This is a genomic window from Pseudonocardia sp. P1 (assembly GCF_000178675.2).
Lineage (GTDB): Bacteria > Actinomycetota > Actinomycetes > Mycobacteriales > Pseudonocardiaceae > Pseudonocardia.
Window position 1 is genome coordinate 2,641,830 of sequence record NZ_ADUJ02000001.1, and the last position, 25,173, is coordinate 2,667,002.

Consider the following 25,173-nt stretch of genomic DNA (forward strand, 5'->3'; position numbering starts at 1 on the left):
CAGTGTCGGGGCGGCGCGGACACCCCGCGCGGCGAGCCCGCGCACCTATCGTTGCACGTATGAACGATCCCGAGCTGGACGCCGAGCTCGCCGCCCACGACCACGACCACGCGCACCGGGACGTGTCCGGCGGCTGGCTGCGGGCGGCCACGTTCGGCGCGATGGACGGCCTGGTCACGACGATCGCGCTCGTCGCGGGCGTCGGCGGGGGCGGCGCCGGTCGGGACGTGATCGTGCTGACCGGGCTCGCCGGTGTGGTCGCCGGGGCCTTCTCGATGGCGCTCGGCGAGTTCGCCTCGGTCGGCACGCAGAACGACGCCGTCGACGCCGAGGCGGCCGTCGAGCGGCGCGAGATCGCGGAGCACCCGCGCGCCGAGCAGCACGAGCTGGCGGAGATGTACCGCGGGATGGGGCTGCCGGCGGGGACCGCCGACGCCGTCGCCCGGGAGGTGCACGCCGACCCGGACCTCGCGCTGCGGGTACACCTGAGCCAGGAGCTGGGTGTCAGCCTGGACGACCAGCCGTCCCCGTGGGTCGCCGCGGTGTCGTCGTTCGCCGCGTTCGTCGTCGGCGGGATCGTGCCGCTGGTGACGTTCCTGCTCGGGTACGGCTCGCTGGCGCTCGGGCTGGCCGTCGGTGGGCTGGGACTCCTGGGCGCCGGGGCGCTGACGTCCCGGTTCACCTCGAGGTCGTGGTGGGTGGCCGCGTTGCGGCAGCTCGCGTTCGGTGCGATCGCGGCGGGCGCGACCTACCTGGTCGGGATGCTCATCGGGGTGGGCGTCGCCTGAGCGGCGGCACCCGGCTCAGTCCTCGACGGCGATCACCCGGGCCGGGCACACGTGCTCGGCCTCCTTGACCGCGTCGCGGTCGCTCTCGCCGGGGTCGTCGGTGAGGAGCTCGACGATGCCGTCGTCGTCCTGGTCGAACACGTCGGGTGCGGTGACGACGCACTGGCCGGCACCGATGCAGAGTTCCTTGTCCACGGTCACGCGCATGCACCCAGGATGCCACCCGGCGCAGCGGGAAAACCGTGGGAACGACGGCGGCCCCGTCCCGGAGGTCCGGGACGGGGCCGCTGTGGCTGGTGGAGGTGCCGGGAATCGAACCCGGGTCCTCCGTCGGTTCACGAGGGCTTCTCCGTGCGCAGTCCGCTCTGTCTCTACTCGGATCCACCGGTCACGCGGACGAGCCGGTGTGACGATCCCAGCCGCTGTTGGATGTCCCCTGCGCTTCCGCGGCCGAACCGCAGGGTGAGTCCCCTAGCTGATGCCGGGTACCGGAGCGGGGACGCCTCCGGCCCGACAGCCCCTTACTGGATCAGGCAGCGAGCGCGAAGGCGCTCTGAGCCTGAACCGGGGCAGTGCGACTGTTGTCGGCACTTATTTTTTTGCGACGCATGGTTAACGAGATCATCGTCGCCTTCCTCGGCACGCTTCACCTCGATCGACGATCGGAGTCGAAACCGTTCACCCCCTGGTCAGGTCGTGATCCACCTGCTGTCCGCCCGGGTCTCCCCGCGCGGACACCCAGCATAACGCCCGGCGCCACCGGGATCATTCCGGTTCCGGGTGTGTCACGGCTGCGTCAGTCCGCCGAGACCTCGTAGGTGTGCCCGGCCGCCCGCAGGCGGTCGACGAGCACGTCCCCCATCGCCGTCGCCGGGGTCAGGGAGCCCGCCCGGTCCGGCAGCGCGGACCCGCCCAGCGCCAGCGCGAGCCCGCTCTCCCCGAGCATGACGGCGGTCGCGGCGTACCCCGGGTCGCCCGGCCCGGACACCCGGGCGCGGTAGCGGCGCCCCGACTCCGTCGTCGCGCGGACGTCCATCCGGAACCAGCCCGAGGCCCGGGTCCGCTCCGACGGCCCGCTCCCGGGGGCGGGCAGCACGCGGTCCAGCAGCGGGCGGACCGGTCCGATCGCGAACGCACCCACCAGCGCACCGAGCCCGCCGGTCACGACGCCCGCCGCGACGGCACCGGCGATCCCGCGGCCGCAGCCCTGGAGCTCGCCGTACCGCAGGCCGCGGCCGTAGGCGTGGCCGAGCAGCGCGTTGGAGCGGCGCACGATCCGGGTGTTGTAGGACGCCATGACGAACGGCGCGGTCCACGTGCCGTCGTCGAGCCGGCTCGGCGGGCCCGCGTCGGCGGGCTGCGACGGCGTCGGCTCGGTCGCCCGGTCCGGGCTCAGCGCGTGCGGGTCGGCCGCCAGCCGGCGCAGCGACCGGTCGGCGCGGACGGCGTCGATCTGGCCGCGCAGCGAGTCGACCGTCCCGCCGGAGACACCGCCCCGCATCGTCGCGACCGTCCGGACCTCGGTGAGGCCGCCGGCGTCGTCGGCCTCGGCGGCGGTGTGCGCGAGCCACACCCCGAGGTCGGACGGGACGGAGTCGTAGCCGCAGGAGTGCACGATCCGGGCGCCGGTGGACTCGGCGATGCCGTGGCACCGGTCGACGGCGTCCCGGACGAACAGCACCTCCCCGGTGAGGTCGGCGTAGTGCGTCCCGGCCCGGGCGCAGGACTCGACGAGCTGCCGGCCGTACTTCGCGTACGGCCCGACCGTCGTCAGGACGACGCGTGCGGCACCCGCGAGCCGGTCGGTGGCCGCCCGGTCCGACGCGTCGGCGACGATCAGCGGCCACTCCCGGGCCCGCTCCGGCAGTGCCGCCCGGGCCGCGGCGAGCTTCGCCTCGGACCGGCCGGCGAGCGCGATCCGGACGCCGGCCGGGGCGTGTTCGGCCAGGTAGCGAGCCGTCAGGGCGCCGACGAACCCGGTCGCGCCGTAGAGCGCGATGTCCACGGGCTCGTCGGGCGCGGCGCCGCCGGTCGGGTCGTGCTGCGGGTTCACCACGGGGTCTCCTCCTCGGTCCTGCGCGGGGTCAGGCCGGCAGCTCGTCACGGACGCCCAGCACCTCAGCGGGCGCGTCGTACAGCACCGAGCGCAGGAAGCCGTGCCCGAGACGCGGCTCCGCCGCCGCCCAGGCGTGGATCGCCTGCAGCTGCTCGGCGTAGGGGTACGGGATGTTCGGGAAGTCGGTGCCGAGCACGATGCGGCCCGGGTGGTCGGCCAGGCGGGCCGGCCAGTCCGCAGGCAGCGGCGCCATCCGCTCGCTGAACGCGGTGCCGACCATCGTGGTGTCCAGCACCAGGTTCGGGAACCGGTCCAGCAGCTCCAGTGCGCCCCGGAAGTCCGGCATGCCCGCGTGCGCGAGGACGATCCGCAGCGACGGGTGCGCCTCGAGCACCTCGGCGAAGATCCCGAGGCCGGTGTGGTCCCCGGGGATCGGCCCGTCCCCGCAGTGCACGACGGCCGGCACCCCGGCCTCGGCGAGCAGCCCCCACGCGTCGCGCAGCTGCGGGTCGCGCGGATCGAACGCACCGACCTGGACGTGCACCTTCACCATCCGCGCGCCGTCGTCGACGGCCCGGCCGAGGTAGTCGGCGACCGACGGCTCCGGGTACAGCGTCGCGGTGCGCACCGCACGCGGGTGGGCGTCGGCGAACTCGCCGGCCCAGCCGGTCAGCCACTCCCCCATCCCCGGCTTGTGCGGGTAGGTCAGCGGCGCGAACCGCAGGACGCCGAGCTGCTCCAGCAGCGCGTACCGCTCGGACTCGGGGAGCTTGTACTGCACCGGCCACGGGACGCCGTAGTGCGTCTCGGCCTGCTCGAAGTAGTCCCACACCTTGCGCAGCATGCGCTCGGGCAGGAAGTGCACGTGCACGTCGACCAGGCCGGGCAGTCCGAGCTCGGCGGTCCAGCGCGGGACGTCGGCGTCGTCGCGGGGTGGCGGGGGAAGATCCACGCCGCCCACCCTAGGCGCGACCCCGCCACCCGGCCGGGCCACCTGCGGCCCGTCCGGCCCTGGCGATCATCGTTCGCACGGGATCCTGTCGTTCGCACGGGATCCGATCCCGTGCGAGGCACCCGGACCCGTGCGACGCCGGTGGCACGGCCGGCTCAGCGCATCTCGCGGGCGCGTCCCTTCGCGGCGCGGCCGACGGCGCGGGCCATCTCCCGCTGCGCGTCCTTCTTGGCCAGGTCCCGGCGCTTGTCGTAGTCCTTCTTGCCGCGCGCCAGCGCGATCTCGCACTTGACCTTGCCGTCGTTGAAGTACAGCGACAGCGGCACGAGGGTCAGACCGCCCTCGCGGGTCTTGCCCATCAGCCGGTCGATCTCCTCGCGGTGCAGCAGCAGCTTGCGGGTGCGCCGCGGCTCGTGGTTGGTCCAGCTGCCGCGGACGTACTCGGGGATGTGCAGCCCGCGCAGGAAGATCTCGCCGTCGTCGATGGTGGCGAACGCGTCCGCCATCGAGGCCCGGCCGAGACGGAGGCTCTTCACCTCGGTCCCCTTCAGCGCGACCCCGGCCTCGAAGACGTCCAGGATCGAGTAGTCGTGCCGGGCCCGGCGGTTCTGCGCGATCACCTTCCGGCCCTGTTCCTTCACGCGTCCAGCCTACCCGCGGCGCGCCACCGGTATCCGTGGCGACGTCCGCCCCGGCCCGTCACGTGGTCAGACCTTCACGTAGGCGCGCAGCGTCACGTAGCCGGTGACACCGGCGACGACCGCGCCCGTCGGGACCAGCAGCACCGCCACGAGCGCGACGTCGGTGAGCCGGACCGGCGGGATCACCCCGGCCTGCCCGATGGCGGCCAGCAGGTCGTCGACGACGGCGAACTTCGCCGCGACCAGACCGGCCCCGGCCAGCGCGCCGCCGGCCGCGCCGGCGATCGCCGCCTCCACGAGGAACGGCAGCTGGGTGGTCCACCGGGTGGCTCCGACGAGCCGCATCACCCCGACCTCGGTGCGGCGGGTGAAGGCCGAGACCTGGACCGTGTTGGAGATCAGCAGCACCGCGGCGATCGCCTGCACGATCGCCAGCGCGAACGCCACGTTGCGGACGCCGTCGAGGAAGTCGAACAGCGTCCCGACGACGTCGCGCTGATCGATCACGCCCCGCACGCCGGGTCGGCCCTCCACCGCGGCGGTCGCTGCGGCGGCGCCGCCCTGCTGGTCGGTCAGCGACACCCGCAGCGTGGCGGGCAGCGACTGCGGCCGGGCGACGTCGGCGACCGACTGCCCGGCGAACAGCTCGCGGAACCGCTCGTAGGCCTGCTGCTGCGACTCGAAGGCCACCCCGCCGACGCCCGGCGCGGACTCCAGCGCCGCCCGCAGCGACGCGCAGGTCGGGCCGGAGCAGTCGGCGTCGGTGCCGGACACGTCCGGGGTCAGCGCGACCTGGATCTCGAGGCGGTCGGCGTAGAGCGCGGAGATGTCGTCGATGGTGCGCAGCACGAGCAGCCCGGCCCCGACCGACATCAGGGTCACGGCGGTGGTCAGCACCATCGCCAGCGTCATCGTCACGTTCCGGCGGAGGCCTCCGGAGACCTCGCGGGTGAGCAGAGCGGGCCGCATCTACCGGCCCGCCCCGTACACCGCGCGGGCCTCGTCGCGCAGGACGCGGCCGTCGGACAGCTCGATCACCCGGCGTCGCATCGCGTCGACGATGGTGTCGTCGTGCGTGGCCATCAGCACCGTCGTGCCGCCACGGTTGATCCGTTCCAGCACCTGCATGATCTCCCGGCTGGTCTCGGGGTCGAGGTTCCCGGTCGGCTCGTCGGCCAGCAGCAGCGGCGGCCGGTTCACCGACGCCCGCGCGATCGCGACCCGCTGCTGCTCCCCGCCGGAGAGCTCGTGCGGCATGCGCTCCGCCTTGCCCTGCAGGCCGACCATCTCCAGCAGCTCCGGCACCGCGACCGCGATGTCGGACCGCTTGCGGCCCAGTACCTCGAGGGCGAACGCCACGTTCCCGGCGACGCTGCGTCCGGGCAGCAGCCGGAAGTCCTGGAAGACGCAGCCGATCCGCTGGCGCAGACCCGGCACCTTCCGGCGGGGCAGCCGGGCGACGTCCCGGCCGTCCACCAGGATCGCACCGGAGGTGGGGACGTCCTCGCGCAGCAGCAGCCGCAGCAGCGTCGACTTGCCCGACCCGGACGGTCCGATGAGGAACACGAACTCGCCGCGATCGACCGTCGCGGAGATCCGGTCCAGCGCCGGACGTCCGGACGCCGGGTAGCGCATGGTCACGTCCCGCAGCTCGATCACGGAGCGGGACGGTACCGCCGCTCCGCGTATACGGGCCGTGACGACACGCGCGACGGGCGCACCGTCCGCCGGGCGGTAGCGCCGCGGCAGCGATCATGCCGGGAGCGGAGCGACACACGACGACGGGGTGACGATGAGCGGTGCCGGCGACGGCGGCGGGCGGGTCCCGGCCGCGTTCCTGCTCGGGCGTCCCGGGCGGTGGCCGGGCGGACGCACGGTGGACCGGGTCCTGCGGGCGTGCACCGGCACCGGCCTGCACCCGGCGGCGGACCAGGTGCGCGCGGTGACCGACGGCCTGTTCGCCGCCGATCCCCTCGCCGAGCGGTTCGCCGACGAGGTCCTCGACCGTCCCGGCGGGCGGGCGATGCTCGACGCCGCGCTCGGCCCCGGCGGGGTCGCCGCCGTCCCGGACGCGCCCGAGGCGATGCGCGCACTGTTCGCCGGGTTCGAGCGGACACCGGACTGGGTGCGTCCCGAGCTCGTCGAGCGGGGCGCCGCGGTGTGGCGGCGCTGGGGCACGATGCTGTTCGCCGTCGCCGGGAGCACCACCCTCGAGATGTACACCGAGGCGGCCGTCGCCACCCCCCTCTCGCTGGCAGGCGGGTACGCCGGGGACAACGCCCGGCGGCGTTTCTTCGAGACCGTCCGGTTCTGGATCGACGTCTCCGAGCCCGGTGCGCTGTTCACGCCCGGCTCGGCGGGCCGGTCGACGGCCCTGCGGGTCCGGGTCATGCACGTCGCGGTGCGGCGCCGGGTCGCGGGCCACCCCGAGTGGGACGAGGACCGGTGGGGCGTCCCGATCAGCCGGACCTGGCAGATGATGACGCTGCTCGGCGGCAGCGTCGCCCCCGCGCTCGCGCTGTGGCCGCTGGGCCATCTGACGAGCCCGGCCGAGATGCGCGCGCTGCTGCACTTCCAGCGCTACCTCGGGCACCTGCTCGGCGTGGAGCCGCGCTGGTACCCGGAGACGGTCGCCGACGCCGTCCGGTTGCTGCTGCTCGTGCTCGACGCCCGCTCCCGCGACTCCGGCGCGCACGGCGCCGAGCTGATCGAGTCGTTCCCCGCCGGGTTCGCACCGGCCCCGGGCCGGACGGGGGCCGACCGGCTGCGCGGCGTCTACACGCACGGTGTGCACGCGGGGTACGCCTGGCTGTGGACGGCGCGCCGGACCTGGCGGGCGCACCGCATGCCCTCGCCGCTGCTGTGGATCGCCGTCCCGCTGCTCCGGGCGCCGTTCGTCGCCGCCGCGGAGCTCGCGGGGCACCTGCTCCCACCGGTGCGGCGGGCGCTGGAGCGGCGCGGTGCGCGGCACCGGGAGCGCTGGTACGCGCGTTACGCCCGCGGTCACGTCGCGGCCTACGAGGCGACCTCCGGCCTGCGCCGCTGACGGGGACGGTCGCCCGGGTCAGCGCGGGTCGAGCGCGGCGACGAGCCGGTCCAGCACGGGTGCCGCTGCCCGGAGAGCCTCGGCGTCGCCCGCGGGGAGCCCGGCGAGGGCCCGCTCGATCCGGTCCGACCACGCCGCGTCCAGCAGCTCGCGGTGCCGGAGCGCCCGCGCCGTGGGGTGCAGCAGGGCACGCCGCCCGTCCGCCGGGTCCGGACGGCGTTCGACGAGATCGCGCCCGAGCAGCGACCGCACCGTGGTGCTGACGTTGCTGGCCTGCAGCCCGAGGGTCCGGGACACCGCGGAGACCGTGCTCCCCGGACGGGCGCAGACCGTGCGCAGGACCTCGTGCTCGGATCCGGTGATCGCGTCCAGCCCGACGGCCCGCTCCCCCACGCTGCGCAGCACCCGGGACAGGTCGTGCACCGCGGTGGCGAGCCCCGGCCAGTCACCGGTCACCGCTTGCGCGTCGACATCCGTCACATCCGCCAGTGTATCGCAGAATTCATATCTATATTCATAGGTACCTGACGGAAGGAGAGCCGATGCCCGGCCACACCGACGCCGTGACCTCCCCGGCACCCGAGCGGGGCCGGCACGTCCCGGACGGTGTCTGGATCTGCGTGCTCGCCCTGCTCACCGCCGTGGCCCCGCTGGCCACCGACATGTACCTGCCGGTCCTGCCGGACGTCGCGGCCGACCTCGGTGCGTCGGCGTCGGCCGCCCAGCTGACGCTGACGGCGTTCCTCGTCGGCCTCGCGTCCGGCCAGCTGGTCATCGGCCCGCTGTCCGACGGCTGGGGCCGGCGGCGGCTGGTGCTGGCGGGCACCGTCCTGCTGTTCCTGGCGAGCGTCGCCGCGGCGTTCGCGCCCTCGGTCCCGGTGCTCGTCGCCGCCCGGTTCCTGCAGGGCTTCGGCGGTGCGGCGGGCGTGGTGCTCAGCCGGGCGATGATCTCCGACCGGACCTCCGGCGACCGCACCGCACGGCTGTTCTCGCTGATGATGGCGATCAACGGCATCGCCCCGGTGGTGGCGCCGGTGCTCGGGAGCTCGCTCGGCGGCCCGATCGGCTGGCGCGGCATCTTCGGGGTGCTCGCCGCGCTGGCGCTGGTGATGCTGGCGTCCTCGGCGCTCGCCGTGCGCGAGACGCTGCCGGTCACGGCGCGCAGCGCAGGCGGGCTGCGGCGCACCCTCTCCGACGTCCGCGCCCTGCTGCGCCGCCGCCGCTACGTCGGCTACGTCCTCGCGTTCGCGACCGCCTTCGCGATGATGTTCGCCTACATCTCCGGCTCGCCGTTCGTGCTGCAGCAGACGCTCGGCCTCTCGACCACCCAGTACGCGATCGCCTTCGGGGTCAACGCGATGGGCCTGGTCACCGGCAGCATCGTCAGCGGACGGCTGTCGTCGCGGATCGCCCCGCGCCGCCAGCTGGTCACCGCCGTCGGCCTGCTCGTGGTGCTCTGCGCCGCCCTCACCGTGACGGTGCTGCTGGGCGCGGCCCGCTGGCCGGTCCTGGTGCTGCTGTTCGGGATCCTCACCACCCAGGGCTTCGTGCTGGGCAACAGCTCGGCACTGGCGTCCGGAGAGGTCCGCGACCGGGCGGGCACCGGGTCGGCGCTGCTCGGCGCCACCCAGTTCGGACTGGGCGCCCTGGTGTCCCCACTGGTCGGCTCCAGCGCGACGGTGATGGCGGTGGCCATGCTCGTCGCCGCAGCCCTGTCGGCCTCGGCGCTGGCGACGCTGACCCGCGGCGCCCCCGTCAGGGCGCGGTGACCTCGACCGGGAGTCCCGGCTCGGTGAAACCGAGCGTGACGGCGCCGGGTACGGCGGCGTTCGCGCTCTGCTCGCCGGACGCCGGGCCGGCCGGCTCCAGGCGCAGCTGCACCAGGCGTCCGCGGTCCGGCTGCGCCGCGTCGGGTGCCCCGAGCCACGCGGTGAACCGCGGGGTCGGCGAGACCAGCCCGGACAGCTCGTCGACCCGGGTCGCCGCCGCCGGGTCGGGAGCGGCGGCACGGGCGGCGGCCAGGTCGACGGTCCCGGTGTAGCGCACCGCGGGCACGCCCTCGACGTCCTCGGTGCCGGGCTGCGCGACGACGTCACGCAGGCCCGCGGTCGCGTGCAGCGCCCCGGTCACGGCACCGACCGGGAGCAGGCCGGTGGACAGCGCCTGCCAGCCCGGCGATCCGCCGAAGCGCACCCAGGCGTCGTCACCGAGGACCCGCACCTGCGCCCCGCGGGTGCCGAGATCGACGGTGAGGTCGGCCGCGAAGGGCTCGAAGCGAGCGGGCCCGGTGGCCCGCAACGGCCCGGTCGGCCCGTCCAGCCCGACGGTGGCCCGGGCCGAGCCGGCGTCGGCGAGCGCCCGCGCCGCCGCCGTCACGGTGTCCTGCGGGGACGGCGCGGGTGCCGCGGACGGTCCGGGCGCGGTGGGACCGCCACCGGTGCACGCGGTCAGTGCCAGTGACAGTGCCAGGACGAACCCGAGCAGGGCGGCGAGCGGCCGTCCACGGCCGCGCCGCGCGGTCACGCCCGTCACGCCTCGTCGGCCTGCTGGCGGCGCCAGCGGATCCCGGCCTCGATGAAGTCGTCGATCTCGCCGTCGAGCACCTGGGAGGGGTTGCCCTCCTCGTGCTCGGTGCGGAGGTCCTTCACCAGCTGGTACGGGTGCAGGACGTAGTTGCGCATCTGGTTGCCCCAGGACGAGCCGGAGTCCTTGAAGGAGTCCATGAGCTCGCGCTCCTCCTGCCGCCGCCGGTCCAGCAGCTTGGCCTGCAGCACGACCATCGCGGACGCCTTGTTCTGCAGCTGCGAGCGCTCGTTCTGGCAGGCCACCACGATCCCGGTGGGGATGTGGGTCAGCCGGACCGCCGAGTCCGTCGTGTTGACGCCCTGGCCGCCCGGCCCCGACGCGCGGAACACGTCGACGCGCAGGTCCTTCTCGTCGATCTCGACGTGGTCGGACGACTCCACGACGGGCGCCACCTCGACCCCGGCGAACGACGTCTGGCGGCGGCCCTGGTTGTCGAACGGCGAGATCCGCACGAGCCGGTGGGTGCCCGCCTCGACCGAGAGCGTGCCGAACGCGTACGGCGCGTGGACGGCGAAGGTGGCCGACTTGATGCCGGCCTCCTCGGCGTAGGACGTCTCGAAGACGTCGGTGCCGTAGCCGTGCCGCTCGGCCCAGCGCAGGTACATGCGCAGCAGCATCTCGGCGAAGTCGGCGGCGTCGATGCCCCCGGCCTCCGAGCGGATGGTCACCAGCGCCTCGCGCTCGTCGTACTCGCCGGACAGCAGGGTCCGGACCTCGAGCGACGCGATCTCGCTGCGCAGCCGGGCGCGGTCGGCGTCGGCGTCGGCGACGGCGGCCTGGTCGCCCTCGTCCTCGGCGAGCTCGTAGAGCACCGGGAGGTCGTCGAGCCTGCGGCGCAGGTCGTCGAGCCGGCGCAGGTCACCCTGCGCGTACGCGAGCCGGCTGGTGATCTTCTGGGCCGCCTCGACGTCGTCCCAGAGGTCCGGCCGGCCCGCCTGCTCGGAGAGCTCCTCGATCTCCTGGCGCAGCCGGGGCACGTCGGCGACGGCCTCGATGCTGGACAGCGTGGTGTCGAGGTCCTTCAGGTCGGCCTGGACGTCGGGGTTCACGTCGACCGAGGGTACGCGGGGTGTGACGCGCACCCGGCGGCTCCCCCGCCGACCCGCACCGGGGCCTCAGTCCACCGGGACGGCGTCGATCAGCTTGATCATCGCCCGGGTGTGCGCGACGGCGAAGTCGGCGACCGGACGTTCGTAGGGGTCGTCGGTCGCGCGGGCGGCGGCGCGCGCCTCGGCCAGGCGCTCGGTGTAGGCCTCCCGGGCCGACCGCAGGAGCTCGGTGCGCTGCTTCACCGTCAGCGACCCGGCGTGCAGCAGGCGCAGCACCATCGGGCTGCGCACCGCGTCGGCCTCGCCGCCGGACGCGAGCCAGCCCTTGAACGCCCGCTTGCCCGCCGCCGTGATGACGTACTGCTGGCTGGCCCGCGGCCCCTGCTTGCCCAGCCGGAGCAGGCCCTCCTCGGTGAGCACGGGGAGCTCCCGGTAGACCTGGCTGCGGGTGACCGAGAAGTACAGCCCGAAACGCTCGCCGGCGGCCGCGACGAGCTGCCCGCCGGTCATCGGGCCACCGTGGAGGAGGCCGAGCAGGGCGGCGGCGGTCGCGTTGACCGCTGTGACGGGGGCCATCGTGCGACGGTCCCACGCGCGGGCCCCGCGCGCGAGTCCACTCAGCACATCTGTGCAGGGCACGCGGCGTCCGGGGGATCCACTGTGCGCAGTTCGGACCCCCCGGGCCGCGCCGCCGGACGCCGCCTGCGCTCAGACCGTCAGCGTCGCGATCCGCTCGCGGTGGACGGCGACGTCGCCGTACTGCCCGGCGAGCCGCTTGGCGCGCTTGTAGAAGAAGTGCGCCTCGTGCTCCCAGGTGTAGCCGATGCCGCCGTGGTACTGGATCATCGCCGCGGTCGCCTGCAGCGCCACCTCGCTCGTCTTCGCCTTCGCGACGGAGACCGCGAGATCGGCCTCGGCGGGGTCCAGCACGCCCGCCGCGGCGCTGTCGGCCGCGTGTGCCGCGTAGAGCGACGCGTGCTCGGCCATCGTCACGCCGACGTGCAGGTCGGCCAGCGCGTGCTTGATCGCCTGGAACGACCCGACCGGCACGCCGAACTGCTCGCGGTCGCGGTCGTAGGCGACCGTGCGGGTCAGCGCCTCCCGGGCGATCCCGACGAGATCGGCGGCGACCAGCACGGTGGCCCGGTCGGTCAGCTGCTTCTGCAGCTCGACCGTCGCGCCGGGCAGCGCCTCGGCGGTCCCGCCGGACAACGACGCGAGCCGGGTGGTGCCGTCGTAGCTGCCCACCGGCGTCGCGGTCGCGCCGGTCAGCAGGGACAGGCCGGCCAGGTCCGGATCGGACGGCCCGACGACGACGTCGGCCTCGGCCCCGTACTCGACGGCGGGCAGCCCGCCGGCGACGTCCCCGCGGTGGGAGACGGCGCCGACCGCCTCGCCCGCCGCGAGCTTCGGTAGCCAGGCGCGGCGCTGCTCGTCGGACCCGGCGAGCCGGATCGCCTCGGCGGCGAGCACGGTGCCCCGCCACGGCCCCGGCGCGACGCCTGCGCCGAGCGCACGGGCGATGACCTGGGCCTCGACCAGGCCGAGCCCGAGCCCGTCGTGCTCCTCGCCGACGGTGACGGCGAGCCAGCCCTGCTCGCCGGCGGCCGCCCACAGCGACGCCGGGTTGCCGTCGGCCACGCCGCCCTCGACGACCTCCCGGACGGCGGCCAGGTCGAACCGCTCGGCCAGGTAGTCGCGGACGGCCTTGCCGAACTCCTGCTGGTCCTCGGTGAGTGCGAAGAACATGCCGGTGCCCCCTACCGCGGCAGGCCGAGCACGCGCTCGGCGGTGATGTTGCGCTGGACCTGGGACGAGCCGCCCCAGATGGTGACCGACCGGGACCACATCGCCTGGCCGTGCAGCGGCCGCAGGTCGGTGCCGTCCGGCAGGGTGTCGAGCGTCGCGTGCTCGCCGAGGATCCGGTCGTAGACCTCCCAGAGGTCCTGGAACGCCTCCGACCACTGCAACTTGGTCATCGACGCCTCGAACCCGAGGTCACGGCCCTGCTCGACCTGCGTGAGCACGTGCATCGAGTGGAGCTTCAGGCACTCCAGCTCGGTGAGGACGCGTGCGAGGTCGTCGCGGACGACCGGGTCCGTGTCGCGGCCGAGCGTGCGGGCGACGGCGGCGATCTCGTCGTACTGCCTGCGGAACTCGGTGTACTGCGAGATGCCCGACGCCCCGCGCTCGAACGACAGCAGCAGCATCGCCGTGCGCCAGCCGTCGCCGATCTCGCCGAGACAGTCGGCGGCCGCCACCCGGGCGTCGTCGAAGAACACCTCGCCGAACTCGCTGGCGCCGCTCATCTGGCGCAGCGGGCGGGCGGTCACGCCCGGCTGGTCCATGTCGATCAGCAGCATCGAGATGCCGCGGTGCTTCTCCGAGCCGGCCTCGGTGCGCACCATGGTGAAGATCTTGTCGCCGTGCACGGCGTTGGTCGTCCACACCTTCTGCCCGTTGACGACGAAGTCGTCGCCGTCGCGGACGCCCTTGGTGGACAGCGCCGCGAGGTCGGACCCGGCGCCGGGCTCGGAGAAGCCCTGGCACCACACGACCTCGTTGCGCAGCAGCGGGCCGATGATCTCCTTCTTCTGCGCGTCGGTGCCGATCGCCATGACGGTCGGCGCGAGGAAGGTCAGGCCCAGCGGGTTGACGGTGCGCGGTGCGTGGGCGCGGACCATCTCCTCGTCGTAGATGGCCTTCATGCCGGGCGTCCCGCCGCGGCCGCCGTACTCGGTGGGCCACTGGATGCCGGCGAAGCCCGCGTCGGCCTTGTCGCGTTCCCAGTCACGGCGCAGCCGGAAGCTCTCGTCGTCGTCGAGGGACTCCCAGAACCCGGACCGGGTCCATTCCTGCGGGATGTTCGCCGAGAGCCAGGAGCGCAGCTCCGAACGGAACTCCTCCTCGGCCGCGGTGAAGGTCAGGTCCATGCGTTGCACCCGTTCTGCGTGAGGTCGGCACTGTCCCTCTCCGCAGCCTTGCATACTGGCCGGTAACCTGCCTACCCGGCGTGGCGCGTGGCCGGACCGGTATGCAGGGAGTAGCATTCGGGTATGCGCAGCGAGCGAGTCACGGTGACGCTGCCGGCCGAGCTGGTAGCGGAAGCACGGGACGCGGTGTCCCGCGGATCGGCGGCGAGCCTGTCCGCCTATGTGGCGGAGGCCGTCCAGGCCAGACAGGACAGGGACCGTTCCCTGTCCGCACTGGCCGACCTCTACGGCGGCCCACCCCCGGCCGACGAGCTGGACGCGGCCCGGCGCTCCCTGCGCCCGGGCACGCCCGTGGCCGTCGGCGCACGATGATCGGCGGGCGGGTCCTCGACTCCTCGGCCCTGGCGGCGTTCGCCACCGGCCGCCCCGTCTACATGCGCGCCCTGGTCTGGGCCGCGGTGGAGGAGCACATCGTGCTCGCGGTGCCCAGCGCCGCCCTCGGCCGCGCCTGGTCGATGGTCGAGCCCGAGCACCACGCAGCACTCCAGGTGCTGCTCGGCCTGCCGAACACGGTCATCCAGGAACTGTCGCCCGAGGGCGCCCAGGAGGCCGGGCTGCTGCTCGCCTCGCAGGGTCTCGACGACATCGTCACCGGCCAGGTCGTCACGACCGCACGGCGCCGGGGCTGGCCCGCGGTGACCGGCGACCCGGGCACCCTGCGCAAGCTCGACCCGATGGTGCCGATCGAGGAACTTCCCTGATCAAGCCCCGTTCTCGTCACGCAGGCGGGAACGAAGGCGGGTCAGCTCGCCGTCGGTGAGACCGTGCGCCTGCAGCCAGGCGACGGGGCCGCCGTGGCGCTCGTCGAGCATCCGCAGGAACGTCTCCATCACCTCGGGCCGGGGCCGGTGCCGGTCCAGCTCGTCGGCCGGCGGCATCTCCTCACCACTGACGGAGGTCCAGCGCCGGAACAGGGCGTCGATCCGGGTCGCCGAGAGCACGTAGTCGGCCACCACGTCGGCGCGGGCGACCCCGACCGCCGAGGCGATCAGCGCGACCAGCACCCCGGTGCGGTCCTTGCCCGCCGCGCAGTGCACGACGGTCGCGCCGGCCTCCCGCTCGGCGACCCGGCGGACCCCCGACACCACGTTGGCCGCGCGGTCGCCCAGGTACGCGAGGTAGTTGGCGACCATCGGGTCGGCGTCGTCGCCGAGCTCGGGGAGCCCGCGGCCGGTCTCGGGGATGAAACTCAGCCGGTGCACCTCCACCCCCGCACCCGCGAGCGCGCCCGCCCCGAAGACGAGGAGCTCCTCGTCCTTGCGCAGGTCCAGTACCTGGACGACGCCGTACTCGCCGGTGAGGCGGGCGACGTCGGCCTCGCTGAGTCCTTCCAGGGACTCGGTCCGGAGCAGGACCCCGGACCGCACCCGGCCACCGCCGTCCAGCGGGAGCCCACCCACGTCCCGGGCATTGGCGAGGCCGTCGAAGGTCAACCAGCGGTCCGGCACGAGATCCGTCACGCCCGTCAGCCTAGGTCGCTCCGCCCGGTGACCGGACCGGCCGCGACGAGATTCACCGGGTGTGCACCGGAGGTCTGCGCAGGGCCGGGGGCAGGCGACGGGCGCCGTCGCCCTGGACCGAGGCCGCGTCGCCGGGGTTGACCAGCCGGCACGACGTCATGGACAGGCAGCCGCAGCCGATGCAGCCGTCGAGCCCGTCGCGCAGCGCCGTCAGGGCCTCGATCTGCTCATCGAGGCGACTGCGCCAGGCCCGGGACAACCGCGACCAGTCGTGCTTGGTGGGCGTCCGCTCGGCGGGCAGCGCGTCGAGCGCCGACCGCACCTCGTCGAGCCCGACGCCGATCGACCGGGCCGCCCGGACGAACGCCAGCCTGCGGAGCACGCTGCGCCGGTAGCGGCGCTGCCCGCCGGAGGTCCGGCTCGCCGAGATCAGGCCCTCGCGTTCGTAGTAGCGCAGCGCGGAGTGCGGGAACCCGCTCCGCTCGACGATCTCGCCGATCGTCAGGAGATCGCTCGACTCCATCCCCTCCGCCACCTCTCCGGCCCCGTCGCGGCGCCGCCGGACGTCCCGGCGGCCGTCCTCCGACACTGAAGCTCGCTTCAGTATCAGCCGTTCGTCGCGGGTCCGCCACCTGCGGCGACCGCCGTCCGCCGTTGTGGATCAGCCGTTGATCGGGTTGCCTCCCCGGCCCTTCAAGATCGATTTCTCGGTGAGCGGTGCCTGCCGCGCGCCGACCGACACCCCCGGGGCTGGACCCGTCCGGTGGGGCCCTCTACGGTGCTTCACAAGTCATCACGGCCCGATCACGAGCGGGCCAGGAGCCGGAATCCCCGACCGGCTCGCCCGGGACCCCCGACCCGGCCGCTCGTACCGGAGCCGTCCGTTGATCGCGAAAGGGCCATACCCTTGTCAGGACACCGCTCCCCCGGTGGCCGCCGCGTGTTCCCCCGACCCGTGGCGACCGCACCCGCAGCGAAGGCCGCTGCCCGAACCACCCGTCCGACGGCGCACGCCGTGGACGGCGCCCGCGGCAGTGCCGCGCGGCGCGCCGGAACCCGCACCGCGGCGGCCGGCGCGACCTTCGGCGTCCTCGCCTCCGGCGCATTCGCCGCCGTCGTCCCGACCACGCTGGACGGGACGAACACCGCGGCCGACGCCGAGGAGACCACCCAGCCGACCACACTGGCCGCCTTCGAGACCGGCATCCCGTCGTCGGCCCCCGCGGTCGACGGCAGCCCGTCGGGCTACTTCAGCCCGGTGTCCTTCGAGCACTCCGGTGCCGCCACGGGCGCCCTCCAGGCCGCGGCCCCCGCCGACGACGCCGACCTGGCCTCGCTGGGCAAGGCCCACGAGATCGCCGGGAAGATCGCCGAGGAGCACCGCAAGGCGGCCGAGGCCGAGGCGAAGAAGAAGGCCGAGCGCGCCGAGATCGAGAAGCTCATCTCGAAGGGCGGCCTCGACAGCTGGATCGCCGAGGCCCTCGACCACATGGGGATGTCCCAGTCGTACGCGACGGGGCTGAAGCAGATCATCCTCAAGGAGTCCAACGGCAACCCCGACGCCATCAACAACTGGGACTCGAACGCGCTGGCGGGCAACCCGTCCGAGGGCCTGATGCAGGTCATCCCCTCGACCTTCGAGGCGTACGTGCACCCCGACTTCGCCGACCGCTCGGTCACCGACCCGGTCGCGAACATCACCGCGGGCGTCCGCTACATGATCGACCGCTACGGCCTGGACACCCTCGACGCCGGGGGCCGGACCGGCTCGCACGGCGGCTACATCGGATACTGACTCCGGTCATCCACGACACGGCGACGGCGGTCGGCAGGTGAACCTGCCGGCCGCCGTCGTCGTGGTACAGCCGGGAAAGTAATATCGGCCTTTACTTTCCTGCCCGAGAGGAGCGCGTAGCTCGTGACGTCCCCCGGTGGAGCCGGTCCCGCCCGTACCGAGACGGCCACGCGGTCCCGCTTCCGGCCCGAACTGCAGGGCCTGCGGGCACTCGCGGTGGTGCTGGTGGTCGTCTACCACGTGTGGGTCGGCCGGGTCTCCGGTGGCGTCGACGTGTTCTTCCTGATCACGGGCTTCCTGATCGTCGGCGGGCTGTACCGGGCGGGCCTGCGCGGCGGGGTCGACGTCCTGGCCACCTGGAAACGCCAGCTCTCCCGGCTGCTGCCCGCGATCACCGTGGTACTCGCCGCGGGGATCGCGGCGGGCGCGTTCCTGCTGCCGGAGAGCCGGTGGATCCCGACGGTCCGCGAGACCGTCGCCTCGCTGCTGTTCGTCCAGAACTGGGAACTGGCCGCGAACGCGGTCGACTACGCGGCCCGCAACGACGCCGCGAGCATCGTCCAGCACTTCTGGTCGCTGTCGATCCAGGGGCAGTTCTACCTGGTCGCACCGCTGCTCGTGGCCGGCGTCGTGATCGCCTCGCAGCGGGACCGCGCGGACCTGCACACCCGGCTCACCGGCACGTTGCTGGTGGTCGGCGGCGCGTCGCTGGCGTACTCGGTGTACCTGACCGTGGTGAACCAGCCGCTCGCCTACTTCCACTCCCTGACCCGGGTGTGGGAGTTCGCGCTCGGCGGCCTGCTCGCGCTGTGGATCTCCCGGATCGAGGGGCGTCCCGAGCTCACCGCCGGGGCCCGGATGGCGCTGGGCTGGCTCGGCGTCCTGGCGCTCGTGTCGTGCGGGGTGCTGCTGCAGGTCGACCGGGCGTTCCCCGGCTGGGCCGCGCTCTGGCCCACGGTCGCGGCCGCGCTGGTGATCGTCGCCGGACGGTCGGGGCACCCGCTGGGCGCCGACCGCCTCCTGGCCGGCCCGCTGCTGCGCTCGATCGGGGACCTGTCGTTCCCGCTGTACCTGTGGCACTGGCCGATCCTGGTGCTGGCGCTGGTGTACACCGGCGACGAGCGGCTCTCGCTCGGTGCCGGGGCCGTCGTGATCGGTGTGTCGTTCGTGCTGGCCTGGCTCACGCACCGGTTCGTCGAGCGGCCGATCGCGGCCCTCGACGTCCGGCACTCGCTGCGCACCGGCCTGGCGCTGGCGCTGGTCGTGCTGGTCGGTGCGGCCGGCTGGTTCGGCGTCGCCACCGCGCGGGCGTCGGTGCAGGTGGAGGCGGGCTCGCCCACCCATCCCGGGGCGGCCGCACTCGCTCCGGGCTTCGAGTACGCCGGCCTGGCCGACACCGATCCCGCCACCGCCCCGGCCGCCGAGGTCGACCTCGCACCGTCGCTGGTCGGCGCCCCGGACGACTGGAGCTACCACCGCGGCACCTGGGACTGCGGCCCGCTCCAGCGCGACGGCGTCGAGATGCAGTTCTGCACGATCCCGCCGCCCGGTGACGCACCCCCCGAGCGCCGGATCGTGGTGATCGGCGACTCGCACATCCAGCAGTACGTGGCCTCGCTGATGCCGGTCGCCGCACAGCGGCACTGGGAGATCATCGGGATGTTCCGCGGGGCCTGCCCGTTCTCGACCGGCTCCGAGACCGACCCCGCGGACGAGGGCTGCACCGCCTTCAACGCCGCGGCCGCCGCGGAGACGGCGGAGCTGAGGCCGGACGCCCTGCTGACGCTGGCCACCCGCGACGTCCGCCCGGGGCTCACCGAGTCGACGCCGCACGGGTTCGTCGACGCCTGGTGGCGGATGCACGACGCCGGGGTGCCGGTCGTCGCGGTCCGGGACAACCCGCGCCCGCCGTTCTTCGTCCCGGAGTGCATCAGCACCCAGGGCCGGCACGCGGAGGGCTGCGCCCTCGACCGGCACGACGTCTACCCGACGCTGCCGCCCTACGCCGCGCTGCCGGACGTCCCGCCGAACGTGTCCTTCATCGACACCGCTCCCGCGATCTGCGAGCAGGACCGGTGTCCCGCCGAGATCGGCAACGTGCTGGTCTACATGGACGACAACCACCTGACGGCGACCTACGCCGAGACGATGGCCCCGGTGTTCGCCGACCACTTCGAGAGCAGGCTGGGCTGGTGACTCGCGGCTAGGACGGCCGTGCGCGGTGCCCGTCGACGGAGACGACGTCGCCGCGCTGCAACTGCGCGCCGCGCCGGTACTCGGGTTCGCCGTTCACGGTGACGAGGCCGGCCTCGAGCAGCTCGCGCGCGTGCCCGCCGTCCTCGGCCAGGTTCGCGAGCTTGAGGAACTGCCCGATGCGGATCGGCTCCTCACGGATCGGCACGTCCTGCGGGGTGGTCATGGGCCCATTCTGCGCGCCGTAGCATCCTGCGGCGTGGGTGACCACTACTTCAGCGCCACGCCGTCCGTCGCGAGCCGTCCCGGTTCGGTCCGGCTGCACACCGCCGGTGTCGATCTCGAACTGTCGACCGACACCGGCGTGTTCTCGCACGGCCGCATCGACCGGGGGACGAAGGTGCTGCTCGACGCGGCCCCCATGCCCGCGGTCCGCGGACCGCTGCTGGACGTCGGGTGCGGGTACGGCCCCGTCGCCCTCACGATCGCCGCACGGCGCCGCAGGCTTCCGGTGTGGGCCGTGGACCTCAACGAGCGCGCGCTGGGCCTCACACGGGCCAATGCGGGCGCCGCGGGGCTGGGGAACGTGACGGCCTGCGTGCCCGACGACGTCCCCGGCGACCTGTCGTTCGCCGGCATCTACTCGAACCCGCCGATCCGCTCGGGGAAGCCGGCCCTGCACGAGCTGCTGCTGCGGTGGCTGCCACGGCTGATGCCGGGCGGCCGCGCGTACCTCGTGGTCGCGAAGAACCTCGGCTCGGACTCGCTGCACCGGTGGCTGGAGGCCGAGCAGGGGTTCCCGACGACCCGGCTGGTCTCGGACAAGGGCTACCGGGTGCTGGAGGTCGCGCCGCGCGAGGCATGAGCGCCACGGCCGATCCGGCCCGCACACACGACGAAGGGCCCCGGGATCTCCCGGGGCCCTTCGCCTGCGTAGTAGCGGGGGCAGGATTCGAACCTGCGACCTCTGGGTTATGAGCCCAGCGAGCTACCGAGCTGCTCCACCCCGCGCCGTCCGGAACCTCGGCGGCTCCGTCTGTGTTGTAGGAACAACTCTACCCCGGCCCCCGAACGCCCCCGCAGGCACCCCCTCCGGGCCGGCGCACCCCGCCGAGATGCGGCTCAGCGCGAATCGTCGATCTCCGGAGAACGCTCGGCTGCATCTCGGCGAGGTCCGCCCGGGCACGACCGGGGCCGGACACGACGATGGCCCCCGGGATCTCCCGGGGGCCATCGTCTGCGTGGTAGCGGGGGCAGGATTCGAACCTGCGACCTCTGGGTTATGAGCCCAGCGAGCTACCGAGCTGCTCCACCCCGCGCCGTCCGGAACCTCAGCGGTTCCGTCTGTGTTGTGTCACCACAGTACCCCGGCGGTTCCGGCACCCCGCGAGGGGGGTGCCGGAACCGGACCGGTCAGCCGCCGGCGTTCTGGAACGCCGACACCGCGCGGTCGAGCTCGGCCAGTGCCTCGCCCTGCTTGGCGAAGTCACCGCTCTGCTGGGCCGCCTTGAGCTCGTTCAGCGCCGTGCGGATCTCCTGCGCCGCACCGGCCTGGGCCGCGTTCGGCGCTCCCGGGGTGGCGGGAGTACCGGGCGTCGCACCCTGTGCCGGCGTCTGCGGAGCCGGCTGGCCCGGTGTGGCCGCCGCACCACCGGCGCCCGCACCGGCACCGGCACCGAACACCTGGTCCAGTGCGGCGGACAGGCTGGCGTCGTAGCCGACCCGGCCGCCGTAACTCACCAGCACGCGGGCCAGCTGCGGGTAGGACGAGTCCTGCCCGGCCCGCTCGATGTAGACCGGCTCGACGTAGAGCAGGCCACCGGCCACCGGGAGGGTGAGCAGGTTGCCGTAGTCGATCGTGGTCTGGTTCTGCCGGAGCAGGTTCAGCTCCTGCGAGACCTCGGGCGACCCGAGGAACTGCGCCTGGACCTGCTGCGGGCCGAGCGTCTGTGTCTCGTTCGGCAGCTGGAGCACGGTGATCTGGCCGTAGGTGTCCGGATCCGAGCTGGCGGAGACGTAGGACGCCAGGAACTGCCGTCGCAGGCTCACCAGCGCGCTGGTGAGCTGGAACGACGCGCCGTCCTGACCGGGCAGCCCCGCGTAGAGGTAGTACGGCGGTTGCGCGTCCTGCGCGCCACCGTTGCCGCCGCCCTGCACGGTCGGGTCGGACGGGACGTCCCAGAACGAGACCGTCGAGAAGAACTCGCCAGGGTTGTCGACGTGGTAGCGGGTCAGCAGCTCACGCTGGACCTTGAACTGGTCCTCCGGGTACCGCAGGTGCGCCTGCAGGTCCGGGGTGATCGCCGACCGCGGCTCGACGGTGCCGGGGAACGCCTTCTGCCAGGTCTGCAGGACCGGGTCCTGCTCGTCGAAGGCGTAGAGCTTCACGGTGCCGTCGTAGGCGTCGACCGTGGCCTTCACCGAGTTCCGCAGGTAGCTGACCGTCTCGTTCGGCAGCTGCTGGCCGCCCGGGCCGATCCGCGAGTCGGACGTCGCGTCGCCCAGCTGGACGCGCTCGGCGTACGGGTAGTCCTGCAGCGTGGTGTATCCGTCGACGATCCACTGGATCCGGCCGTCGACGACGGCCGGGTACGGGTCGTTGTCCAGCTTCAGCCACGGCGCCACGGCCTGGACGCGGTCCCGCGGGTTCCGGACGTACATGATCTTCGACTGGTCGTTGATCGAGCTGTTGAACAGGATGTTCCGCTCGCCGTAGGCCAGTGCGAACACCGCCCGGTCGAAGATCCCGCCGATCGGGACGCCGCCCGCACCGGTGTAGGTGTACTGCGCCTCGTCGGAGTCGTACTCGCGCGGTGCGGTGCCCTGCTCGGCGCCGACGATCGAGTACTGGTTGTCGAGCAGCTCGCCGTAGTAGATGCGCGGCTGGTCGACCGGGATCCGGCCCTCGGTCTGGGTGTCGCTGACGCTGAACAGCGGCAGGCCGCCCTGGCCGCCCGTGTCCTCCAGGGCCGCGTTGACCTGGTTCGCCGGCGCCGAGACGAAGCCGTTGCCGTGCGTGTAGACGAGGTGCCGGTTGATCCAGTCCTGCTGGTTGCCGACCAGGGCGTTCGCGTCCATCTCGCGGGCCGCCACGACGTAGTCGCGGGTCTCGCCGCCGACCGTGTACCGGTCGATGTCGAGGTTCGGCGCGAAGCCGTAGAAGTTCCGGCGCTGCTGCAGCTGGGTGAACGTGCGGTTCAGCTTGCCCGGGTCGAGCAGCCGGATGTTCTCGACGGTGTCGGTGTCCTGGCGGACCTGCGCGGGCGTCGCCTCGGACTCCCCGGCGTAGGGCTGGATGTCGACCTTGTCCGGCCCGATGCCGAACGCGTTCCGGGTGGCCTCGATGTTCCGCTCGATCGACGGCGCCTCGCGCTCGTTGGCGTTCGGGGCGACGACGAACTGCTGCAGGACCAGCGGGAACGCGGTGCCGACCAGGATCGACGAGATCACCAGCATCACGACGGCGACCGCCGGGATCTGCAGGTTCTGCCGGAACGCGGCGACGAAGAACGCCAGCGCACAGATCACCGCGATGATCAGCAGGATCAGCTTCGCCGGGAGCACCGCGTTGAGGTCGGTGTACGTGGCCCCGAAGAACGTCTGGGAGTTGCGGTTCGACCAGAGCAGGTCGTACCGGTCGAACCAGTAGGCGACCGCCTTGAGCAGCACGAACACACCGGCGAGGACGGCCAGCTGGGCCCGTGCCGCGGTGGAGACGAACCCGGAGCGGCCGGACAGCCGGATGCCGCCGAACACGTAGTGCGTGACCAGCGCCAGCACGAAGCAGATCGCGACGGCGACGAACAGCCAGTTCAGCGCCATGCGCAGGAACGGCAGGGTGAAGGCGTAGAACGAGATGTCGTTGCCGAACTCGGGATCGGCCTGCCCGAACGGCGTCCCGTACAGGAACATCTGCACGGTCTGCCACTGCACGGGCGCCGCGAGGCCCGCCACGACGCCGATCACCACGGGCACGCCGACGGCGAACAGCCGCAGCCGCTGGATGATCGTCGTCCGGTAGCGGGCGACCGGGTCCTCCGGACCGGAGACCGGCACGAAGACCGGCCGGTACCGGTAGGCCAGCCACAGCGTCAGGGCGACGAGGCCGCCGACGACGAGACCGACGACGCCGAACAGGACGATCTGGGTGAACAGCCGGGTGAGCTGCACGCTCCGGAACCCGACCTCCCCGAACCACAGGTAGTCGACATAGAAGTTCAGCAGCCGCGAACCGCCGAGCAGAAGCACTACGAGGACGCCCGCGGCGACCAGCAGGATCCGGGTTCGGCGGGTCAACGACGGCGCTCCCACAGGGGGCCGCATGGACGACACGGGCACGCTCCACAGCTCGGTGACGACTCGGAAGACACGGCCGGCGGGGAGCGACGGCGCGGTTCTCCGCGTCCAACTCTACGGAGCGCGCGTGAGTTCCCGGTTGAGCCCCGGCGTGTCGGTCGTTTTCGTGCTGGAAACGACATATCGGGCAGACGGCCACGTCCCTCGCGGACGGCGTCGATGCAGGCCCGGGCCGGGGTCGCCCGCGCCGGACGGCGCTCCCGACCGTAGGGTGCCGCGCGTGGGCGTTCGATCTTCGACGTGGGTGACGGCACTGCTGGTGCTGCTGGGACTCACCGTCGTCGGCTCGGTGGTGCCCGCCCCCGTCGTGGCGCTCGGGCCCGGCCCGACCTTCGACACCCTCGGCGACGCCAACGGCACACCCGTCGTGTCCGCCCAGGGGCTGCCGACCTACCCCACCGAGGGCCACCTCAACATGACCACCGTCGGCGTCACCGACGGCATCTCGACGATGACCGCGCTCGGGATGTGGGCGTCGGGCACCTACCGGCTGGCCCCGCGGTCGTCGCTCTACCCGCCCGGCGAGAGCACCGAGCAGGTCACGGCACAGAATCAGCAGGAGTTCGACGGGTCGATCGCGAACGCCGAGGCCGCCGCGCTGACCCATCTCGGCCTGCCGACCCGGGTGACGGTCGGTGCGCTGACCGACGGGTCGCCGTCGTCCGGGGTGTTGGAGGCCGGCGACGAGATCCGCGCGGTGTCCGGGACGCCGATCCCGTCGGTGCAGGCGCTGCTCGACGCACTCGGTGCGGCCCGGCCCGGTGAGCCCGTGACCCTGTCGGTCGTGCGCGGGCGCGCGGCCCCGCGCGACGTGACGGTGACGCCGTCGGCCCATCCCGAGGACCCGGCCCGGGCCTTCCTCGGGATCACCCCGGCCACGTCGCCCGCGGAGGGCCAGCGGCTCTCGATCACCCTCGGCGACGTCGGGGGCCCCTCCGCCGGGCTGATGTTCAGCCTCGCCCTCGTCGACAAGCTGACCCCCGGCCCGCTCACCGGCGGCCGGTTCGTGGCCGGCACCGGCACCATCGACGCGGAGGGCCGGGTCGGCCCGATCAGCGGCATCCGGTTCAAGATGATCAAGGCGCAGGAGGTCGGTGCGCAGACCTTCCTGGTGCCGGCCGCGAACTGTGCGGAGGCGGCCGCCGAGGGGCCCGACGACCTGCAGCTCGTGAGGGTCGGGACCCTCGACGAAGCCGTCGGCGCGCTGGAGACCCTGAACGACGGCGGAACGCCGCAGGGCTGCTCCTAGTTCCCGTCT

25 protein-coding genes, 2 tRNA genes and 1 other RNA gene are annotated in these 25,173 nt (G+C 73.5%); 9 read left to right on the plus strand and 19 right to left on the minus strand.

Translation table 11 applies throughout. The annotated features are described in order from the left end of the window. Window positions 1–59 precede the first annotated feature (59 nt). Window positions 60–788, plus strand: coding sequence for a VIT1/CCC1 transporter family protein (locus PP1_RS11710; RefSeq protein WP_010241383.1), 729 nt, complete (start codon window positions 60–62; stop codon window positions 786–788). 15 nt (window positions 789–803) lie between these two features. Here the strand turns inward: PP1_RS11710 and PP1_RS11715 are convergent, their stop codons facing one another. The 7 genes from PP1_RS11715 to ftsE all read right to left on the minus strand — a co-directional run bounded on the left by PP1_RS11715 (window position 804) and on the right by ftsE (window position 6,096). After that, a complete protein-coding gene (locus PP1_RS11715) occupies window positions 804–995 on the minus strand; it encodes a ferredoxin (RefSeq protein ID WP_010241385.1) in 192 nt (63 codons plus the stop codon). 87 nt (window positions 996–1,082) lie between these two features. After that, window positions 1,083–1,474, minus strand: a transfer-messenger RNA (tmRNA) gene (gene ssrA / locus PP1_RS11720). 110 nt (window positions 1,475–1,584) lie between these two features. Then, complete coding sequence (locus PP1_RS11725; RefSeq protein ID WP_249265934.1) at window positions 1,585–2,844, minus strand: saccharopine dehydrogenase family protein; 1,260 nt, start codon at window positions 2,842–2,844, stop codon at window positions 1,585–1,587. Window positions 2,845–2,872: 28 nt separating this feature from the next. Continuing rightward, window positions 2,873–3,805: an amidohydrolase family protein gene (locus PP1_RS11730; RefSeq protein ID WP_010237292.1), complete on the minus strand. Its 933-nt coding sequence runs from the start codon at window positions 3,803–3,805 to the stop codon at window positions 2,873–2,875. 146 nt (window positions 3,806–3,951) lie between these two features. Continuing rightward, window positions 3,952–4,437 carry an SsrA-binding protein SmpB gene (smpB, locus tag PP1_RS11735; protein WP_010237295.1) on the minus strand — a complete coding sequence of 162 codons (486 nt, stop codon included), beginning with the start codon at window positions 4,435–4,437 and terminating at the stop codon, window positions 3,952–3,954. Between the two features lie 66 nt (window positions 4,438–4,503). Further along, on the minus strand, window positions 4,504–5,406 hold the full coding sequence (gene ftsX / locus PP1_RS11740) for a permease-like cell division protein FtsX (RefSeq protein WP_010237298.1): 903 nt from the start codon (window positions 5,404–5,406) through the stop codon (window positions 4,504–4,506). Continuing rightward, window positions 5,407–6,096, minus strand: a complete 690-nt coding sequence (gene ftsE, locus PP1_RS11745) for a cell division ATP-binding protein FtsE (RefSeq protein ID WP_010237300.1) — start codon at window positions 6,094–6,096, stop codon at window positions 5,407–5,409. A 133-nt stretch (window positions 6,097–6,229) separates the two neighbouring features. On the opposite strand from ftsE, the gene PP1_RS11750 reads away from it, so the two are divergent. Next, window positions 6,230–7,483 (plus strand): oxygenase MpaB family protein, encoded by a 1,254-nt coding sequence (locus PP1_RS11750; protein ID WP_086000712.1) that lies wholly within the window; start codon window positions 6,230–6,232, stop codon window positions 7,481–7,483. An 18-nt stretch (window positions 7,484–7,501) separates the two neighbouring features. Here PP1_RS11750 and PP1_RS11755 read toward each other — a convergent pair whose 3' ends face one another. Beyond that, window positions 7,502–7,963 (minus strand): MarR family winged helix-turn-helix transcriptional regulator, encoded by a 462-nt coding sequence (locus PP1_RS11755; protein WP_202796432.1) that lies wholly within the window; start codon window positions 7,961–7,963, stop codon window positions 7,502–7,504. A gap of 62 nt (window positions 7,964–8,025) precedes the next feature. Between PP1_RS11755 and PP1_RS11760 the strand changes: the two genes are divergently transcribed. Next, complete coding sequence (locus tag PP1_RS11760; protein ID WP_010237307.1) at window positions 8,026–9,252, plus strand: multidrug effflux MFS transporter; 1,227 nt, start codon at window positions 8,026–8,028, stop codon at window positions 9,250–9,252. On the opposite strand, the gene PP1_RS11765 is transcribed toward PP1_RS11760, so the two are convergent. The 5 genes from PP1_RS11765 to PP1_RS11785 all read right to left on the minus strand — a co-directional run bounded on the left by PP1_RS11765 (window position 9,239) and on the right by PP1_RS11785 (window position 14,051). Then, the gene (locus tag PP1_RS11765) at window positions 9,239–10,015 is read right to left on the minus strand and encodes a hypothetical protein (protein ID WP_075313988.1); all 777 of its coding nucleotides are present in this window, start codon (window positions 10,013–10,015) and stop codon (window positions 9,239–9,241) included. The genes PP1_RS11760 and PP1_RS11765 overlap by 14 nt on opposite strands. Next, window positions 10,012–11,118: a peptide chain release factor 2 gene (gene prfB, locus PP1_RS11770; RefSeq protein ID WP_010225097.1), complete on the minus strand. Its 1,107-nt coding sequence runs from the start codon at window positions 11,116–11,118 to the stop codon at window positions 10,012–10,014. The genes PP1_RS11765 and prfB overlap by 4 nt, the downstream gene beginning before the upstream one ends. Before the next feature lie 66 nt (window positions 11,119–11,184). After that, on the minus strand, window positions 11,185–11,694 hold the full coding sequence (locus PP1_RS11775; RefSeq protein WP_010225095.1) for a PadR family transcriptional regulator: 510 nt from the start codon (window positions 11,692–11,694) through the stop codon (window positions 11,185–11,187). 132 nt (window positions 11,695–11,826) lie between these two features. Next, entirely contained in the window at window positions 11,827–12,867 is a 1,041-nt protein-coding gene (locus tag PP1_RS11780; protein WP_010225093.1) for an acyl-CoA dehydrogenase family protein, read from the minus strand. 11 nt (window positions 12,868–12,878) lie between these two features. After that, window positions 12,879–14,051: an acyl-CoA dehydrogenase family protein gene (locus PP1_RS11785; protein ID WP_010225091.1), complete on the minus strand. Its 1,173-nt coding sequence runs from the start codon at window positions 14,049–14,051 to the stop codon at window positions 12,879–12,881. 123 nt (window positions 14,052–14,174) lie between these two features. On the opposite strand from PP1_RS11785, the gene PP1_RS11790 reads away from it, so the two are divergent. Together PP1_RS11790 and PP1_RS11795 are read left to right on the plus strand one after the other, a co-directional pair. Next, on the plus strand, window positions 14,175–14,423 hold the full coding sequence (locus PP1_RS11790) for a hypothetical protein (protein WP_010225088.1): 249 nt from the start codon (window positions 14,175–14,177) through the stop codon (window positions 14,421–14,423). Then, window positions 14,420–14,812, plus strand: coding sequence for a hypothetical protein (locus PP1_RS11795; protein WP_010225087.1), 393 nt, complete (start codon window positions 14,420–14,422; stop codon window positions 14,810–14,812). Before PP1_RS11790 ends, PP1_RS11795 begins: the two co-directional genes overlap by 4 nt. Here the strand turns inward: PP1_RS11795 and PP1_RS11800 are convergent, their stop codons facing one another. Both PP1_RS11800 and soxR read right to left on the minus strand, forming a co-directional pair. Further along, window positions 14,813–15,571 (minus strand): tyrosine-protein phosphatase, encoded by a 759-nt coding sequence (locus PP1_RS11800; RefSeq protein ID WP_010225086.1) that lies wholly within the window; start codon window positions 15,569–15,571, stop codon window positions 14,813–14,815. A gap of 52 nt (window positions 15,572–15,623) precedes the next feature. After that, window positions 15,624–16,094 (minus strand): redox-sensitive transcriptional activator SoxR, encoded by a 471-nt coding sequence (gene soxR / locus PP1_RS11805; protein ID WP_029239221.1) that lies wholly within the window; start codon window positions 16,092–16,094, stop codon window positions 15,624–15,626. A 492-nt stretch (window positions 16,095–16,586) separates the two neighbouring features. Between soxR and PP1_RS11810 the strand changes: the two genes are divergently transcribed. Together PP1_RS11810 and PP1_RS11815 are read left to right on the plus strand one after the other, a co-directional pair. Further along, on the plus strand, window positions 16,587–17,366 hold the full coding sequence (locus PP1_RS11810) for a transglycosylase SLT domain-containing protein (protein WP_010225076.1): 780 nt from the start codon (window positions 16,587–16,589) through the stop codon (window positions 17,364–17,366). Window positions 17,367–17,489: 123 nt separating this feature from the next. After that, window positions 17,490–19,562: an acyltransferase family protein gene (locus PP1_RS11815; RefSeq protein WP_010225074.1), complete on the plus strand. Its 2,073-nt coding sequence runs from the start codon at window positions 17,490–17,492 to the stop codon at window positions 19,560–19,562. A 7-nt stretch (window positions 19,563–19,569) separates the two neighbouring features. Here the strand turns inward: PP1_RS11815 and PP1_RS11820 are convergent, their stop codons facing one another. Further along, complete coding sequence (locus tag PP1_RS11820) at window positions 19,570–19,785, minus strand: RNA-binding S4 domain-containing protein (RefSeq protein ID WP_010225072.1); 216 nt, start codon at window positions 19,783–19,785, stop codon at window positions 19,570–19,572. Between the two features lie 33 nt (window positions 19,786–19,818). On the opposite strand from PP1_RS11820, the gene PP1_RS11825 reads away from it, so the two are divergent. Beyond that, window positions 19,819–20,424, plus strand: a complete 606-nt coding sequence (locus PP1_RS11825) for a class I SAM-dependent methyltransferase (RefSeq protein WP_010225070.1) — start codon at window positions 19,819–19,821, stop codon at window positions 20,422–20,424. Window positions 20,425–20,496: 72 nt separating this feature from the next. Here PP1_RS11825 and PP1_RS11830 read toward each other — a convergent pair. The 3 genes from PP1_RS11830 to PP1_RS11840 all read right to left on the minus strand — a co-directional run bounded on the left by PP1_RS11830 (window position 20,497) and on the right by PP1_RS11840 (window position 23,882). Further along, a tRNA-Met gene (locus PP1_RS11830) sits at window positions 20,497–20,570 on the minus strand. Window positions 20,571–20,801: 231 nt separating this feature from the next. After that, window positions 20,802–20,878: transfer RNA gene (locus PP1_RS11835), tRNA-Met, on the minus strand. Between the two features lie 94 nt (window positions 20,879–20,972). After that, complete coding sequence (locus PP1_RS11840) at window positions 20,973–23,882, minus strand: UPF0182 family protein (RefSeq protein ID WP_033198767.1); 2,910 nt, start codon at window positions 23,880–23,882, stop codon at window positions 20,973–20,975. A 277-nt stretch (window positions 23,883–24,159) separates the two neighbouring features. Between PP1_RS11840 and PP1_RS11845 the strand changes: the two genes are divergently transcribed. Further along, window positions 24,160–25,164, plus strand: a complete 1,005-nt coding sequence (locus PP1_RS11845; protein WP_010225067.1) for a YlbL family protein — start codon at window positions 24,160–24,162, stop codon at window positions 25,162–25,164. The last annotated feature ends 9 nt before the right edge of the window (window positions 25,165–25,173 follow it).

Bases quoted from the DNA above. Each gene is read 5' to 3' on its own strand.
- PP1_RS11760 (WP_010237307.1), top strand. From the start codon at position 8,026: ATGCCCGGCCACACCGACGCCGTGACCTCCCCGGCACCCGAGCGGGGC.
- PP1_RS11715 (WP_010241385.1), bottom strand. From the start codon at position 995: ATGCGCGTGACCGTGGACAAGGAACTCTGCATCGGTGCCGGCCAGTGC.
- PP1_RS11820 (WP_010225072.1), bottom strand. From the start codon at position 19,785: ATGACCACCCCGCAGGACGTGCCGATCCGTGAGGAGCCGATCCGCATC.
- PP1_RS11710 (WP_010241383.1), top strand. From the start codon at position 60: ATGAACGATCCCGAGCTGGACGCCGAGCTCGCCGCCCACGACCACGAC.
- PP1_RS11840 (WP_033198767.1), bottom strand. From the start codon at position 23,882: ATGCGGCCCCCTGTGGGAGCGCCGTCGTTGACCCGCCGAACCCGGATC.
- PP1_RS11780 (WP_010225093.1), bottom strand. From the start codon at position 12,867: ATGTTCTTCGCACTCACCGAGGACCAGCAGGAGTTCGGCAAGGCCGTC.
- PP1_RS11750 (WP_086000712.1), top strand. From the start codon at position 6,230: ATGAGCGGTGCCGGCGACGGCGGCGGGCGGGTCCCGGCCGCGTTCCTG.
- PP1_RS11785 (WP_010225091.1), bottom strand. From the start codon at position 14,051: ATGGACCTGACCTTCACCGCGGCCGAGGAGGAGTTCCGTTCGGAGCTG.
- PP1_RS11790 (WP_010225088.1), top strand. From the start codon at position 14,175: ATGCGCAGCGAGCGAGTCACGGTGACGCTGCCGGCCGAGCTGGTAGCG.
- PP1_RS11795 (WP_010225087.1), top strand. From the start codon at position 14,420: ATGATCGGCGGGCGGGTCCTCGACTCCTCGGCCCTGGCGGCGTTCGCC.
- ftsX (WP_010237298.1), bottom strand. From the start codon at position 5,406: ATGCGGCCCGCTCTGCTCACCCGCGAGGTCTCCGGAGGCCTCCGCCGG.
- soxR (WP_029239221.1), bottom strand. From the start codon at position 16,094: ATGGAGTCGAGCGATCTCCTGACGATCGGCGAGATCGTCGAGCGGAGC.
- PP1_RS11775 (WP_010225095.1), bottom strand. From the start codon at position 11,694: ATGGCCCCCGTCACAGCGGTCAACGCGACCGCCGCCGCCCTGCTCGGC.